The 16,262-nt window shown below is 30.5% G+C and carries 14 protein-coding genes; 8 read left to right on the top strand and 6 right to left on the bottom strand.

Annotation, left to right across the window (positions count from 1 at the left end):
- Positions 1–110 precede the first annotated feature (110 nt).
- The 3 genes from GA0116959_RS06775 (at position 111) to GA0116959_RS06765 (ending at position 2,256) form a co-directional block, all read left to right on the top strand.
- Positions 111–611, top strand: coding sequence for a hypothetical protein (locus GA0116959_RS06775; protein WP_092719748.1), 501 nt, complete (start codon positions 111–113; stop codon positions 609–611).
- Between the two features lie 387 nt (positions 612–998).
- Positions 999–1,952 carry a phage/plasmid replication protein, II/X family gene (locus GA0116959_RS06770; RefSeq protein ID WP_092719745.1) on the top strand — a complete coding sequence of 318 codons (954 nt, stop codon included), beginning with the start codon at positions 999–1,001 and terminating at the stop codon, positions 1,950–1,952.
- 43 nt (positions 1,953–1,995) lie between these two features.
- Positions 1,996–2,256, top strand: a complete 261-nt coding sequence (locus GA0116959_RS06765; RefSeq protein ID WP_092719956.1) for a hypothetical protein — start codon at positions 1,996–1,998, stop codon at positions 2,254–2,256.
- Between the two features lie 265 nt (positions 2,257–2,521).
- On the opposite strand, the gene GA0116959_RS06760 is transcribed toward GA0116959_RS06765, so the two are convergent.
- Together GA0116959_RS06760 and GA0116959_RS06755 are read right to left on the bottom strand one after the other, a co-directional pair.
- Complete coding sequence (locus GA0116959_RS06760) at positions 2,522–3,040, bottom strand: hypothetical protein (protein ID WP_092719742.1); 519 nt, start codon at positions 3,038–3,040, stop codon at positions 2,522–2,524.
- On the bottom strand, positions 3,030–3,629 hold the full coding sequence (locus tag GA0116959_RS06755; RefSeq protein ID WP_092719739.1) for a recombinase family protein: 600 nt from the start codon (positions 3,627–3,629) through the stop codon (positions 3,030–3,032). The genes GA0116959_RS06760 and GA0116959_RS06755 overlap by 11 nt, the downstream gene beginning before the upstream one ends.
- 151 nt (positions 3,630–3,780) lie before the next feature.
- Between GA0116959_RS06755 and GA0116959_RS06750 the strand changes: the two genes are divergently transcribed.
- Complete coding sequence (locus tag GA0116959_RS06750; RefSeq protein ID WP_092719736.1) at positions 3,781–5,367, top strand: SIR2 family protein; 1,587 nt, start codon at positions 3,781–3,783, stop codon at positions 5,365–5,367.
- A 41-nt stretch (positions 5,368–5,408) separates the two neighbouring features.
- Here the strand turns inward: GA0116959_RS06750 and GA0116959_RS06745 are convergent, their stop codons facing one another.
- The 3 genes from GA0116959_RS06745 to GA0116959_RS06735 form a co-directional block, all read right to left on the bottom strand.
- Positions 5,409–6,272 (bottom strand): sugar nucleotide-binding protein, encoded by an 864-nt coding sequence (locus GA0116959_RS06745; RefSeq protein ID WP_092719733.1) that lies wholly within the window; start codon positions 6,270–6,272, stop codon positions 5,409–5,411.
- A gap of 2 nt (positions 6,273–6,274) precedes the next feature.
- On the bottom strand, positions 6,275–7,855 hold the full coding sequence (locus GA0116959_RS06740) for a 4Fe-4S cluster-binding domain-containing protein (RefSeq protein WP_092719730.1): 1,581 nt from the start codon (positions 7,853–7,855) through the stop codon (positions 6,275–6,277).
- Positions 7,856–8,396: 541 nt separating this feature from the next.
- Positions 8,397–9,812, bottom strand: a complete 1,416-nt coding sequence (locus tag GA0116959_RS06735; protein WP_092719727.1) for an aspartate ammonia-lyase — start codon at positions 9,810–9,812, stop codon at positions 8,397–8,399.
- Between the two features lie 134 nt (positions 9,813–9,946).
- On the opposite strand from GA0116959_RS06735, the gene GA0116959_RS06730 reads away from it, so the two are divergent.
- The gene (locus GA0116959_RS06730; RefSeq protein ID WP_092719724.1) at positions 9,947–10,837 is read left to right on the top strand and encodes a LysR substrate-binding domain-containing protein; all 891 of its coding nucleotides are present in this window, start codon (positions 9,947–9,949) and stop codon (positions 10,835–10,837) included.
- Between the two features lie 315 nt (positions 10,838–11,152).
- Here the strand turns inward: GA0116959_RS06730 and GA0116959_RS06725 are convergent, their stop codons facing one another.
- The gene (locus GA0116959_RS06725; RefSeq protein ID WP_053578226.1) at positions 11,153–12,445 is read right to left on the bottom strand and encodes a dicarboxylate/amino acid:cation symporter; all 1,293 of its coding nucleotides are present in this window, start codon (positions 12,443–12,445) and stop codon (positions 11,153–11,155) included.
- Positions 12,446–13,042: 597 nt separating this feature from the next.
- Here GA0116959_RS06725 and GA0116959_RS06720 point away from each other — a divergent pair.
- From GA0116959_RS06720 to GA0116959_RS06710, 3 genes are read left to right on the top strand one after another with little or no spacing between them, the layout of a single operon-like run.
- Complete coding sequence (locus GA0116959_RS06720; RefSeq protein ID WP_092719955.1) at positions 13,043–13,831, top strand: tellurium resistance protein; 789 nt, start codon at positions 13,043–13,045, stop codon at positions 13,829–13,831.
- Positions 13,832–13,849: 18 nt separating this feature from the next.
- Entirely contained in the window at positions 13,850–14,983 is a 1,134-nt protein-coding gene (locus tag GA0116959_RS06715; protein WP_092719721.1) for a toxic anion resistance protein, read from the top strand.
- A gap of 42 nt (positions 14,984–15,025) precedes the next feature.
- Complete coding sequence (locus GA0116959_RS06710; RefSeq protein ID WP_092719718.1) at positions 15,026–15,946, top strand: hypothetical protein; 921 nt, start codon at positions 15,026–15,028, stop codon at positions 15,944–15,946.
- Positions 15,947–16,262: the final 316 nt, after the last annotated feature.

Here is a 16,262-nt window from a genome sequence, read left to right as displayed (position 1 = left end):
AATTAAACTTTAGTTACGTTGATTACTTAACTATATAAAATTGAAACGTATATAGAAATTTATTTGGTAATCAAAAAATTTAATTAGATAATTTTTAAGATGGACTAGAGATGATTAGAAAAGAATTTGTTTGGGGGGTTGTACTATCAACGTTATTTTTCACATCAGCGTGTAGTGACTTAACAAGTAGTGAAACTAAAGATGAAGAGTTGGTAACAACATTGGCAGATGAAGGGGCTACAGCATTAGCTGATGAGCACTCAGAGGAATATGAAGATAAAGGAAAGGCTAATCCAGTAAAGCAGTTATTGGAAGGGGAGCCTATTGAAGTAACATTTAATGTTAATGAGTTTAATTCGAAAGTTTATGGAAAAATAGCTTATAACATTGTAATTCAAGCTAAGGCAGATGAAGTTGTGGTAAATGATGTGATTATAAATCGTGGTAATAATTGCAGTATCGGGGAGTATGATCATAATAATAAATTACCAGCTAATTTAAATTTTGGACGCTTAATTGAACTTTCAATTAGTTGTGATGCAAACTATGTTAGAGAGGTAGAAGTAAAAACAAATTACGGAAATTATGAATTTGGTGGGGTAGCACGTTAAATTAAAATAATTAAGAGGACCTATTTTTATTGAGTGTAAAAGTAGGTCTTATGTTATAATAGATAATATTATTTTTGTTGACTTTTTATGCATTTTATTATATACTAATTCAGAGTAGTTCATGTTAAGACCACATTTGTATAGAAATAAAATAATAATTAACTATACATTTACTTAAAGAATAATAAATTATATTTAAATTAAAGAAAACTACTATTCAATTTTTTTAATTTAAAAATTAAGTAAAAACTATTCAGTTATTTAATCTTGCAGAAATACTTTATATTATTTATTTTTTTAATTAATTAATCTCATTAATTAAAAAAATTAAATAGAATTTTTTTGTGGATTATTTTTGCATAAAAACAATAAAAATAAGGAGAAGTTATGGAATTTATTAGAAAAGAAATAGAAATTGATTGGATAAGTTTTAGTATTGAGGTAAACCATGATCCAGAAAAAATATCAGATGGATCAATTATATTTTCAAATGTATACATAAATAAATTTGATGATTTAAAAAAAATTAATGAAGGTAATTTGATTATAAAGAGTAAACCAAAAAGTATTTTTTCAGATTTTGGGAAACTTATTGAGCTAAATTCAATAGGTGGAAAAATAGTCAATATAAAAGCAAATATATTTAAGTGGCTTAATGGGCAGAATATAACAGGAGAATCTAATCTAATTTATCTTGTTGTAAAATTTGTTGAAGACTTAAAGAATAAAGGCTTAATAGATCCGACTGAAGAGCAGTTATCTAATATAAAAAATGGTAAATTTAGAGTTTATAGAGTTGATGTTAAACAAGATTTAATTTTCACTAATAAAAACAGTGCTTTAAGGTATTTAGATCATATAAAAAAACTTGGGTTTTACCCATATAAGGCAAGAAAAACCTATAAAAATGGTTGTTATTTTGGTTTTGATAGTAGAACACGTTGGAACCTAAAATACTATCATAAAGGTACTGCATTGCGTGAAAAAAATCAAATAACTAGAGTTAATAGTGAATTGCTTGCATTGTCTGAGTTGATGATAAGATCTGAAATAAGAATTCTTAATGATCAATTAAAGGATTGGAATTTGATGAATGGTTATCAATGGTCAGACTTAAATGAAATTAATAAGTTTTTTACAGAGAAATTTACCAATTTAAAATTACCAAAGATGAAAGAGCGTAATGAATTACTAGATATAGAAGACTCTGCGGATAGAAAATTTTATTTACTTGCAAAAAATAGTTGTATTAGTGATTTGTATTCTAGAACCACAATTTATAAAAAACGTCTTAAATTTATAGAATATTATGGTATTGATATTGATAAAATTACTAATTAGCGTATTAAAAATAAATATAATTCAAATAATAAAAGGAGAAAAAATGAAAAAATTAAAAGAAAAAACAAGTATAAATGGTAATAATTTTTTTATACCAAAATTTCGTCTTACTATTAATGAGGTCTGTACTATGTTAGCTGTAGGTAGAGATAAATTAAATAGGTTAGAAAAAGAAGATCCTAGCTTCCCAAAATCAATCAAAGATGGTAAAAGTAGACAATCAGCGGTCTACTATGACTATCAAGAAATTTTTGTATGGTATGAAAACTGGAAAGAGTGTTCTCGCGCCGTGCAGATGAGTTGATATAAAACGGCGTAATAACGCCGTTTTTTTTGTATTAAATTTATTATTATTCAGTCTTAGATATTTTTTAAAAATTCTAATTTGAATAGAATATATATTTTAGAAGTTCTTTTGATAATTTACTCATTTTTATAGTTAAATCAATAGACGCTTTTTTATTTGGTTCGATATGATTGTGGTATTCAAGATCATCATTTTTATCAAATGCAACTGAATGTAGTCTAGTTTCAGTTTTTTCGACTATTTTCATTCCTAAGTATATGTTTCATCTTGTATTATTGTAATTTAAATATGCTTCATACATTTCTTTTAAACATATTTTTAAGCTTTCATCTCTAGTATATTCAACTATTAAAAAACTGTTCTCACCTATACTAGACATATAATTTTCAATAGTCTCAAATAAATATTTTGATTTTTCTGTTTCTTTCATTTCATTTTTATTAAATAATCTATCTAAAAGGACTTCTCTGTGATCATCATATATTTCTTCATGTATTTTAGATGCTTTATTTATGGTGAAAAATACTTCTTCTGAAAGTTTTGATAATACTTCACTTCCTTTCTGTTTTCTCCAATAGTTAAATGTATATAGTAGAGCTATTGAAGGAAATAGCGTTGCAGACCATATCATTAGATTCGTTGCTGTACTCTTGTCATCTACATATAATTGAATAATCGCATAAAATGCAATGCATAGAGTTAAAAGTGACAGATAGATGATAATAAGAGTTATATTCAGATTATAAGCCTTATTTAAATTTCCCTCATATTTATTTAGCATCTTTTAAAACTCTGTATACGGTAGCTACGCCATAACCTACAGCTTTCGCTATTTCTTCTTTTGTTAAACCTTTTGAATCTAACTCTTTTATTCTAGAGTGTTTAATCGTATCCGCTTTCTTTCCACTAGGCTTATATCCACTTCTCTCTAAACCTTGTTTAATTCGTTCTCTACGCTTATCGTTATCTAATCGTGCCATAGTAGCTAATAGGTCTATTAGCATATTGTTTATTAAGTTTAGAATAGAACCCGTAATTGTATCATCTGAGCTAATAAGCATATGAGTAGTTGGTAAGTCCGCAACGACTAATTTCAATCCTTTTTCTTTTATTCGACCTTTTAGTATTTCGAATTCATCTTGTTTGAGCCTTGATAATCGGTCAACACTCTCAACTAACAATGTATCTCCATTTTCTGCTTCTCCAAGTAACTTATTTAATATAGGTCTATTTAACTTAGTCCCAGATTCATTTTCTATATATTCAACAGTAACGCCGTGTATGCTAGTAGAGAATTTCTTTAAATCATCTAATGCTCTTTCTGCGTCTTGATCTTTAGTGCTTGCTCGTACATAAATTCGTATTGTCATTATACTTTATCTATACATTGTTAAGTCTAATGATAATAACAACTTTTAATTAATTTCGTAAGTCTAATAAGAAGGTTTTTTGAGTACTAAAAAGTTAATTTAGAGGTATAGTATTTCAATAAATTTACAAACATAGATTTGGATTCTCATAATGTCACAAAAAATTGATATTGAAAAAGAATTAGCTGAATTGTTGAGTGAGTCTTTATCCGCTCCATTTTTATTTATAGGTTCTGGTTTCTCTAGACGATACCTTAATCTACCTGACTGGAAAGGGTTGTTAAGTCAATTTTCTACTTCAATGCCTTTTGACAGTTATTTGGGTACGGCAGACAATGACTTACCTAAAGCAGCATTAGCATTAGCACATGATTTTTCAAATGAATGGTGGAAATTAAATAAAGAACGTACTGATATCTATCAATCAGCTAATTGGATACCTGCTGTAGAAACACCCTTAAAATATGAAATTGCACAGTACTTAAATCAAGTGGATATAAAAAGTAAAATACAAGATAATGAAGAATTAAAGGAATTACTTAATGAAAAGGTAGTAATTGATGGAATCATAACGACTAATTGGGATAAATTGCTTGAAACTCTTTTCCCAAAGTTAAAAATATATACTGGTCAATCTGATTTATTCTTTAAGCATCCTCAAGCTATAGGTGAAATATTTAAAATACATGGATGTATTTCTAAATTCTCTAGTTTAATCCTAAGTAAAAATGATTATGAAAACTTTAACAAAAAAAATGCCTATCTTGCTGCAAAATTGCTATCAATATTTTTAGAAAACCCAGTAATTTTCATTGGCTATTCAATTACGGATAAAAATATAACAGACTTACTCGAATTAATTGCAGATATGATGGAATCATCTGAACAGTTAGAGCGTCTGGGTAAAAACCTCATATTCTTGACTCGTCCATCTAATGATAAAGAAGCGATTGAATCTGTTTTGATGACAGTTGGAGAACGCAAATTATACTTTACCCATATCCGAACAAATGATTTCTCAAAAGTCTATAAGGCTCTCCAACATTCGGAACGAAAAATACCAGTACATTTATTACGTATATTTAAGGAACAAATTTACAATATTGTAAAAACTACGGAAGAGGCTGATAGACGCATTGCAGTTAAAGATTTTGATGAAGCTACAGCTGATAACTCTGAAATAGAGTTTGTAGTTGGTGTGGGTGTAGCTCAGAATGAGTCAAATGGTAGCAGAGGATTAAATGGTATTGGTAGTATAGATATCTGTAAAGATATTGTATTTGATGATCTACCATTTAATGACATTGATGTATTGAAAGAATCATTACCTCAACTTTCAAAGCAAAATAGAACCTATCTTCCTGTACAAAAATATCTTAAAGCAGATCCGTCATTTTTATCTGAGTTAGAGATATATCCTGCGCTGAAAAATTTATGCTTGAATGATTTAAAATATTATCAAGATAAAATAAATTCTTATGTAATAAGAAAATTTGATCCAAGTTGGACATTAGAAGATATAAAAAGTAGAGATGATTCAGATTGTACTATTAACAAGAAATTAGATTTTATGGCTTTGTGGTTGATTAATAATCAAGAAGTAAATAATTGTACACTATTGAAAACAGAATTCTTACAGCCTGAATTCGATAATTTAAAAGAATCAGCTGACTCTTCGACTTTCAGGCGTTTGATTTGTATTCTAGATCAAATTGAAAATAATGAGTTACATGGTTAAAAATTAATAAAAGCTTTTTTTTGTTTCGAGGTGGAGAGTATTTAATTATCCACCTCTATTTTTTTGTTATTTAATACTAGATAGCTTTGAATTTCATTCTTTAATTCATGAAGCATTTTTGTATAGTGTAAAGTTGGTAAGTCCATTATTTCAAGGTCGTTTGTGTTATTATTGATTAGATCTCTATTAAAATATTTTTTTTCTGAAAAGGTTAAGGATTTACCTATTAAATCACACGAAATTTTATACATGGTGCAATGTTCATGTGTTGTTAAGGTAATGTCATTATCTTTAAAGCCATGATCAATTAAGAGAATTAAAACTGCTATTAAATGTTTTGTATAAGTAGGTTGGAACTCCCAAATATTATCTTGAGAAATAGAGGTTTTATTAATTAAGGCATTAAGTATTTTATTAAATGGTCTATGTGATTTTATATTGGGTGTTAAGCCAAATACCATTGAGAGATATATGATTTGATAGCCAGCTGTTACGTCTCTTATATGTTTTTCACCATATAACTTAGACTTCCCATAGATAAGTTTAGAGTTTTTTGATGCTAGACTTGATAGGTAAATTATTTTTATTCCTAATTTATTTGCTGATTTAGCTAAATTATAACATCCTAACGTATTTGTTCTATAAGCTTCTTTAGGGTTTTTTTCACATGTTAAAATATTTGAAAGTGCAGCTGTATGAATAATAATGTCAGGTATAGTACTGCTAATTACATCATCAGACTCTTTTTCACACCTAACATCTAATTTTATAAATCCATTTTCTGTTTTTTCTTTTCTTGAAGTTCTGATTAGGCTGATATAATCGAGTTTAGCTAACTCAAGAGATATTAGCGAACCTAGATAACCATCGGCACCAGTTATAAGTATCTTAATTTTATTTTTCATTTTTATAATCTAGATAATCCCTCATAGATGCCAATTTTTTTATTCAATGATTTTTTTAATACTTCTTCAATATGGATTAATTTATTTAAATCCTCATTGGACCATTTCTTAATTTCATACCAAGATTTACCTATACGCTCAATCAATAATCTAAATTTGTCAATTTTAATTGACTCAAAATTCTTATTTTTATCTAAATATTTTATCAGGGGGGTAATGTCGTCTTTTTTAAAATATTGTTCAATTATTTCAATGATTTCTTTGTAAAATGAATCAGAATTGTAGAACTGTTTAAGAATATCTTGATTAGAGGAGTGGAATAGTTGAATTAATTCATTCTTTTTTAAACTGAATATTGATTTTAACTCAGAGTCTGAGTAATTAAGTCTATTATTTGTAATGTAGTCTTGAGCGGCTCTAATTGTATAGTAGAGTTTTATTGTATCTTCTTCCATCAGTATAGGGCTTGTGTAATCTCTAATATTAACAGCTTTAGCCCTTATACATGATTTTTCTGATACCTCATTGATTATATTAAAGCGGTAGTCTAATCCCTTTTCAATTGTTGCTAAAACAGCAATATCACTAAAAGTACTTTTCATTATCGACTTATGGCAATGTGTATCAATATTAATCTTCACATCAGGCATTTCACTTTGCCAAGCTCCAGAAACCCTACCATCGTAGATAACTAACATATCTGAGCCAATTGTTCCATCACTGTTAATTTGTAAGGGAGCGTGTCCTTTTTCATTAATATTGTGGTCTTTTTCCCAAATGTTTATGCTTTCTTTGATATTATTTAGGTTACTTAAGTCTGGTGCAAGATTAGATAGTAAGAGTTTTGCAAAAGTAATATCAAATATGAATCCATTCGAGGTTGTAGCTGTAATATGTGACTCTGTTTTTTTGTCAAATGAATGTAGTACAGAATCTTTATTTCTTAATTTCCCATTTAAAGTTTTAATCAACTGATCAATTAATAGTTCATTGCCTTCAATGCTATGTATTTGAAAGAAAAAATTACTGTTGTTTCCAATTTTTTCTTCAAAAAAGTCAATAATATTAATTATATATTCAAATTTATTTGAATTTATTTTTTCTAAATGTTGAAAGTCTAGACTCAATCTTAGGCAGATTTTTCGATTGGGGAATTGAGCCGTTCCTTTAAGATAAGATTGATACATTCTATCTAGAAGCGAGAAGGCATAATTACGATTCTTAGCCCAAAAGCCACTAGTCACAAACCATGTGAGATTAGCTGAAGTTTTTTCAGCCAGTCTGTACATTAGATTCGGATATAGGAAAGGTTCCCCACCCCCAGAAATTAATAAATAATTTGTATTTGAGTCTTTTACAAGAGTAATTAATTTGTCAATTCTTTCTTCGGTAAAAGTATTAAAGCTATTTTCAGGCTCAAGCATATTTGCAGCAAACATACAATGAGAGCATCCAACAGGGCATCGTGAGGTTATTAAAGCACAAATGAACCCAGAACCATTTAACGTAAAATTGGGCTTAACGCTCACTGTCTCTAAAATTCTTTTTCTGAGAATAAGTGGGGTATCAAATGGGTTCGACATATTTAGAGGCTAAAATTTACTTTCATGAAATAAAATTGCTTCTAAAGATACTATATTATCATTTTGTTTACTATATCATTTTAATCTAAATTCTTCAAAAACAGTTGCTTGAATAAAATTAAATAAGCACCTTAATAAGCACTTTTTTAAATTTATTAAATTAAAAAACTATAATAAACAATATTATATGTTATTTATTTGGTTCCAACCCTCGGAATAAAAGCTATTGTAATAGATATTTATTTGTATCACTGTATGTATCACAAAATCATTTGTTTTATAAAAATCATTTAAAAACAATTATTTAATGTTTTGTTCGGTAGTGCTTATACCTACCAGAATTCGTTGATTAATCAACATAATAAAACCCACTCAATGAAGTGGGTTTTTTGTTAGAGCTATTTTCTTGGGAATTAAATAGTTTTATAAGGTGGATAAAATTTAATTTAAGTTAACAAGAATGGAAAATAAAAAAAGGAACCAAATAAATCGGTTCCTTTTTTAAATAAAATCATTCAGATTTTAAGTAAGAAGTTTAGCCTTAAGCACACTGCTTTGGTTGCACCATATTATTCACTGCTAAAACATCTGATAAAATTTGATCAGAAAGTAAGTTTTCTGCTTTAATTAAAGCTAAAACGCTTTGACCCGATTCATTCGCCAGTTTTGCAATACGTGTTGTTGTTTCATAGCCCAAGTAGGGATTAAGTGCAGTAATGATACCGATTGAATTTTCAACCAATTGCTTACAATGAGCAGTATTGGCGCGAATATTTTCAATACATTTAAGTTGGAACATTTGCATTGCTTTACCTAACAATTCAATAGATTCAAAAAGTTTGAAAGCGATTAAAGGCTCCATAGCGTTTAACTGTAATTGACCGGCTTCTGCTGCTAAAGTAATGGCCAAATCATTGGCAATAACTTGATAACACACCAAGTTCATTGCTTCAGGAATTACTGGATTAACCTTACCCGGCATAATTGAACTGCCTGGTTGACGCGCTTCTAAATGAATTTCATTTAAACCTGTTCGAGGACCGCTCGATAATAAACGTAAATCGTTTGCAATTTTTGAGAGTTTAGTAGCTGTACGCTTTAATAAACTAGATAATAAAACGAAATCGCCCATATCTGAAGTCGCTTCAATTAAATCTGGTGCGCTACTAATATTTCGTTGCGTAATTTCTGATAATGAGGCAATTGCATATTCACGATATTGAGCTTCTGTATTAATCCCTGTTCCAATTGCAGTCCCGCCCAAATTCACCACACTTAAAGCATCTGGCATAATTTGATTCAATTTATTCAAGTCATTTTGTAGTGTGTTTGCAAAAGCACCAAATTCTTGACCTAAAGTCATTGGTACAGCATCTTGTAATTGAGTACGACCCATTTTTAAAATATCAGAAAACTCATCTGACTTAAATTTAAAACTTTGAATAAGTTGTTCAAATGGAGTATTTAATTGTGCTATTGCAGCAATTAAACCGACTTTGATCGCTGTTGGATAAACATCATTTGTAGACTGAGACATATTAACATCGTTATTTGGATGTAAATATTGATATTCACCTTTAGCATGTTCTAAATATTCTAAACCAATATTTGCAATGACTTCATTTATATTCATATTGGTTGAAGTACCTGCACCACCTTGAATCATATCAATTGGAAATTGATCGTGATGTAAATCATTTAAAAGCTGTTGACACGCAAATTGAATCGCATTGTTTTTATTTTCTTCTAATTTATTTAGTTTAAAGTTGGCATGTGCACAGGCAGATTTAACCATAGCAAGTGCTTTAATGAAAATAGGGAAATGGTTTAATTTACTTTGACTTAAATTAAAATTTTCTAAAGCTCTTAACGTTTGTACGCCATAATAACAATGAGAAGGGATTTCTTTATAACCCAGTAAATCTTTTTCAGTGCGCGTACTAATCATAATATTCATTTTAATCGACTCTAATTAACCATTAATTTATATTAGAGCGTTGATTGTTTTTTTTCTAATGTAAAAAGATATTACTGCATGCATTTTTTGCATAATAGATTATAATCTGTAAATGTATCAATAAAGGATAAGTCATGACATTGGAAATTCGATGGATTGAGGACTTACTTGCGTTAGAGCAAGAAAAATCTATTTCCCAAGCGGCAGAAATGCGCCACGTCACACAGTCTGCCTTTACCCGTAGAATACAGAATATTGAAACGGCATTGGGTTTTCAAATTCTGAAAAGGTATAGTAAAAATATCGATTTCACTGATGCTGGACAAGTATTATTAGCATCTGCAAAAAACATACAAAGCCAATTATTGACCACCATAAAATATTTAGAAAAAAATATTAAGAACAATGAATTAACAATTAAATTTGCAGTTTCTCATTCATTGACCACACAGTTTTTCCCACAATTTATTCATCCATTATCTACAGATATTGAAGATTTAAAATTAGAAATTATTGCATCAAATGCAAAACAGGGCATGCGTTTACTTAAAGATGGTTCATGTGATTTTTTAATTTGTTACTGTGACCAAAAAACGTTACAACAATTCGATCTTGATTTTTTTGTTTATCACAAAATTGTTGAAATGGAAGTATTGCCTGTCACCCTAGTCAATGAGGAGGAGCAAAAATATTCTTTAGATCAACCTTTTCCCTTATTGGCGTATAGTAAACAAGCCTATTTAAGAAAATGTGTAGATGAAGTAATTGAAAATAAATTAGATTATCGAATTTTATATGAAACAGATAATGCAGGTGATTTAAAAGAATTGGTTTTACAAGGTCTAGGTATTGCTTGGTTACCTAAATTGTTAGTCGAAAAAGAGATTAAAGAAAATAAATTGAAGGTATTGGATACGCAGAAATATAATTTTTTCCAAGATGTCTATATTATTCGACGTGAAATGATCGTTTCAAAAAGGATTAATTATATTTGGAATACCTTGGTTCATGAACAAGGAAAATAAAATTTTATTGATCTAATATTTATATTTTAAGAGAGCATGTTTTTTGCTCTTTTTTTATTTAAAAGGTCAGTAATTATAGTTTAAATTTTATATTTATTTTGCATGATTTTTGTTATTTGAATAGACTTATTTATATTGGATTTAAGTTATTTAGAGTGATTGATATTATTATAATAATTTTTTTAATTATAATGCTTAATGCAAGAAAAAATGACCATTTAAAAAGATGATGAGCTTAAAATATTCATCACTCTTTAAATGGTCATATTCTATGATTATTATTTGAAGAGAATTTATAAACAGAGATTAAGACAATTAACTATTATCTGCTAAGCGATTGACGGGAACAAGCGCTTCTACAGCTTCTTCTTCAGGGACACCATGCTTATCGCCTTCTGTTCGTGCAATAACTGCGGTGGCGATACTGTTGCCAATCACATTGGTTGCAGTACGACCCATATCTAAGAATTGATCAATCGCAAGAATGAGTAAAATACCGGCTTCTGGCAACTTGAACATCGCAAGTGTAGAGGCAATCACCACAATTGAGGCACGTGAAACACCTGCAATGCCTTTACTGGTAATCATCAGTGTAAATAGAATTAATGCTTGTTGTCCGAAACTTAAATCAATGTTGTAGGCTTGTGCAATGAATAATACGGCAAACGCCATGTACATCATTGAACCATCTAGATTGAAAGAATAGCCTAATGGCAAGACAAAACTGGTGATACGTTTAGGTACGCCAAACTTGTTCAAGGCATCCATGGTTTTAGGATAAGCGGATTCGCTGCTCGCTGTAGCAAAAGCCAGCATGGTTGGTTCACGAACGAAGCGCATTAAGCGGAAAATATCTTTTTTCAGGAAAATATAACCAAAACCAATCAAAATAGTCCAAAGAATGAATAAGCCAATATAAAATTCACCAATGAAAATACTGTAATCGATAATTAACTGAGGCCCTTGAACCGTAATAGCTGAAGCAATTGCAGCAAAAACGGCAATCGGTGCCAAAGCCATCACATAATCGGTGATACGGAACATGACGCGGCAAAGTTCATCAATGATTTTACCAATCACAGTTGCTTCACTTTGATGCTGCACATACGCAAGTGCTGAACCGAAGAAAATAGCAAAAATTAAGATCTGTAAAATTTCATTATTTGCCATCGCTTCTGCAAAACTACGCGGGAAAATATGCGTGATAAATGTTTGCAGACTTAAACTGGTGGCACTTACGCCTATATCTACAGCCTCTTTTGGAATAATTAAGTTCATTCCAGCACCCGGCTGAAATAAATTGGCCAATCCCATGCCCAATAAGAGTGAAATCAGGGAGGCACCAATAAACCAACTCATTGCTTTTAAGGTAATAGAACCTAAAGAAGTCGATTTACCCATCGAAATGATGCCCGAGACAATCGTGGCAAAAACCAAAGGTGCGATAATCATTTTAATTAATCTTAAGAATACATCGGTAATAATCTTAAAATAAGAGGCAATATTCGTAGCTTGTAAGGGAGTTAAAGCATAGTGGCATACCCAACCAATTAAAATTCCCGATACCATCGCAATCAAAATATACTTCAGCAGTTTTTTTTGATTCATAAAAACAGTTCCTTCTATTATCTTGTTTTCATCAACTTAGTTTCTTTAATACAAAGACGTTGATGACATTCCGTGTTGAGTGCATGATGCAAACTTTCATCCAGAAAGTGTGTACAAAAGCATCGATCTAACGATGAACTGCGCCAGTGTCACTTTTTTTAAGAAAAAACGACAATGCAAAAATTAAATTTTTCATGCAAAAAATGCATAAAATAATTCTTTAGTCTTACTTGATAGTTTTTTTAAACAGTCTTTGAAGGGAGTATATGAATGCAGAAAAATAAAAAATTTGAAAATATGAGTGATTTTTTTTATTTAAGTATTTTTAAATTACCTGATGAAATTTTAAAAATAAAAAGATTATTGAGGCGCTTTTATTTTATTTGAGTAAGGTGTTAATGTTTTGGTTCTAATTGGCATGGAAATGATTGATAAAATAGTAAAGCTATAAAAAATGAGGTCTCAAGTTTTGACTGGTTAAGAATCAAATCAAACATATTTTTTTAAATATAAATATGCATTAAAATTGCAAAACACTACATGATATTGTGTATGAAAGTCTTACTATAAAAATGATTTTATTGAGTTTCTAATATGATGTCACAGATGAATGTTTTGGTGCCTTTGGCTGAAATGGAGATCGACCAAGCTGAACTTCTCACAATTCAACGTCATGATTTATTGCCGTTGCTGAATGATCAATCGCGCTTAAACCATTATGCGGATGCCATCATTCAAGCTCAAGCCGTGTTACTAAATGGAGTAGATCCTCATCTAACACAGCAATTGAGTGCCACCATTGAACAGATTATTCAATCACTAGCAGATTCAAAAAAATATTTAAAAAAGCGTAAATTTAATGCGTTACAAAAATGGATGGGAATCGATTTAGAATATGGCTCTGGGCAAGTTGAGTATTACAATCATCTGGATCAACTCTTAAAACGTGCCAATCATTTAAGCCAAAAATTACAGATTGAAATTCAGAAGTCGCAATCGCGTTTTCAGCAACTGCTTGGACATCGTGAAAACATGGCAAAACATATTTTTGCAGCTCAGGCATTTTTGCAAGAATACCCAAATTTCGTTAAAAATCAGCATCCATTAGATCATTTTTTAGAGAGATTATCTAAAAAAATTAATACCTTACAAACTTTGCAGAGCAGTAATGATATTGCAATTACACAAATGCAGTTATCTCAACAACTATCATTTACATTGTTAGATCGTTTTAAAGAAGCTGAACAAGTATTGATCCCTGCTTGGCAATATCATGTTAAACAAAGCAGTCAAAGTGATTCGACAAATGAATTGCAAAAGTTAGATAATAGTCGAGAAAAACTCATTCTCACTTTAAAAAAATCGCTACAGAAACCAACACATTAATTATTTTTTAGGTGAATCATGACCGATTTTGAACAGAAAGATTTAGCCAAACACACTCCACATGATGGCGTGCAACAAAAATATCAGCAATTGAATTTACAAGAAATTGGTTTGCAAGATTCAGATTTTAATGAAGTGATGAATGCGCATAAAGAATTGGCAGTAATGAATCATAATGCTGTGGCTGAATATGGTAAAAATATTGCTACGAAAACCTCAACCTATACCGATGAACTGTTAGATCTGGTGCAAAATAAAGATTTGGATACGACAGGACAAAAGCTCAATCAAGTGGTTCAAGTTGCTCAACAATTAAATACCCAAAGCATTTTGAATAAAAAGAAAAGTTCGGGATTTTTTGGTGGTCTAATCAATAAAATGAAAGGTGCCAAGCAAAATTTCGATCAACATTTCAGTAGCACCAAAGAGCAAATTGATGTCTTAGTGAAAGAAATTGAAACGTCGCAAACAGGTTTAAAAGCACGGGTAGATACCTTAGATAAAATGTTTCATGGTGTTCAGGACGAATATAAACAGCTCGGGATTTATATTGCAGCTGGAAAATTAAAGGAACAAGAAATTCAACATGATATCTCAAATTTATCTGGGCAGCCTCAAGATCAAGCAACGGTACAAAAAGTTTATGATCTGAATCATTTGGCCAATAATTTAGAAAAAAGAGTCAGTGATTTGCAAGTATTACAACAATCTGCCATGCAAACTTTACCCATGATTCGAATTATTCAATCTAATAATTTGATGTTGGTCGATAAGTTCTATGCAATTAAAAATATTACTTTACCTGCTTGGAAAAATCAGATTAGTTTGGCGATTTCACTTAATGAACAAAAAAATAGTGTGCAACTGGCCAATAGTATTGATGATGCAACCAATGAGTTATTAAAACGGAATGCGGATTTGTTACATCAAAACTCTGTTGATACTGCCAAAGCCAACCAGCGCTCAGTGATTGATATTGAAACCCTTGAACATGTGCAAAATACCCTCATTAAAACAGTGAACGACGTCATTCAAGTGCAGAAAGAAGGCATGCAAAAACGTGCGGAAGCAACCACTCGTTTACGTGCTTTACAAGAAAACTTAAATCATTTGGTTTTAGAATCAAGCACAAGTGGAGTAAATAAATCTTAGAATTAGTTTAAGCCATTTACGTGTACTTTTAGGAGAAACCGTTTGTCTCGCTTAGATGAATATGCCATCAATCCGCAACAGATTGAAGAGGGGATGGTGGCGCTGAAAAAGCGTCAACGTAATTTGATATTACTCTGTATCAGCAGTAGCACCATTTTTGTGGCTGCAGTGGTCGCATTATTTTTACAGCATGATTTTGTGTATAGTTTTTTTGGCGTCACCACTGAGCTTAAACAATTGCATATGCCTTTTGCCGTAGATACGAATCTGGCAGAATTAGGTCAACATTCCGATTATTTTACCAATTTGTTGTCTTGGTTTGGTTGGCTGGTTTTAAAGCTGTTTGTTTCCTTTATTGGCGCTTTTTTTGTTATTCATTTTTTGAAAAAAATACAGTTTTTTTATCTTCGCTTTCAGTCTTTTATTTTAAAACTTGTTGGATGGTTAATCGCATTTATTGTACTTTGGTCAGGTTTAACCTATTTACAATATGATTTAAAAAGTGATGAAAGTGATGCGTATAGTCAAGTAATTCAATATGATAAAAACATTCAGCAAAGTGAATTAGCGCAGCATTTGCAACAATCAAATTTAGATCAACCTGTAAAAGCATATTTGCTGGCGCAAGCTGCTTTGTTGCATCGACCGGTAGACAAAAATGCGGCCATTCCGCAAGTTTTGGCATTGGTTAAAGCAGAGAAAACTGATCCTCAGTTTATTGAGTATGGTTTTAAACCTGAACAGTTATGGACCATGCAGTATCAAGTCTATGGTAAAGCATTAACGCCATTGGCGATGAGTGTATCAAAACAAGTTCATCAGGCAGAACAGATCAGTTCTTGGGTCAATATATTCATTCTTGCGATTGCTGTGTTATCTGCAATTTTAAGTTCGGTCTTATTTATGCTCTCGCAACATTTAAAGAGTCGTATTTTAAGAGTGGCACAGCGAATAACCTTATAGATTTAGAATTTAAAATGTCATCTAAACAAGATGTTGCCGTTCTACAGGAGAGTAAAACAAATCTCGGATCGATGAGGGGAGCATGCATGCTGCCTCATAAATCCCATTTTTACTTAAGTTCTCGTTTGAATAATCAGATATTTCAATTAAAAAAATCTGTAAAGAAACATTCTGATCTTAAAAGATTGACTGACGTCTTAATCTATTTATACGATCACAATAATAAAAACAAACTGTTTTATCTATTCCTTGAATTGCCTTATGATCACTGCATTGCATATAAATTTACTCCCTTGGAGACTTAAGCCATGTTAGA

Origin of the sequence: Acinetobacter albensis (assembly GCF_900095025.1) — a bacterium.
In the GTDB taxonomy this organism is placed as follows: domain Bacteria; phylum Pseudomonadota; class Gammaproteobacteria; order Pseudomonadales; family Moraxellaceae; genus Acinetobacter; species Acinetobacter albensis.
This window is presented reverse-complemented; position numbering and strand designations above follow the sequence as displayed.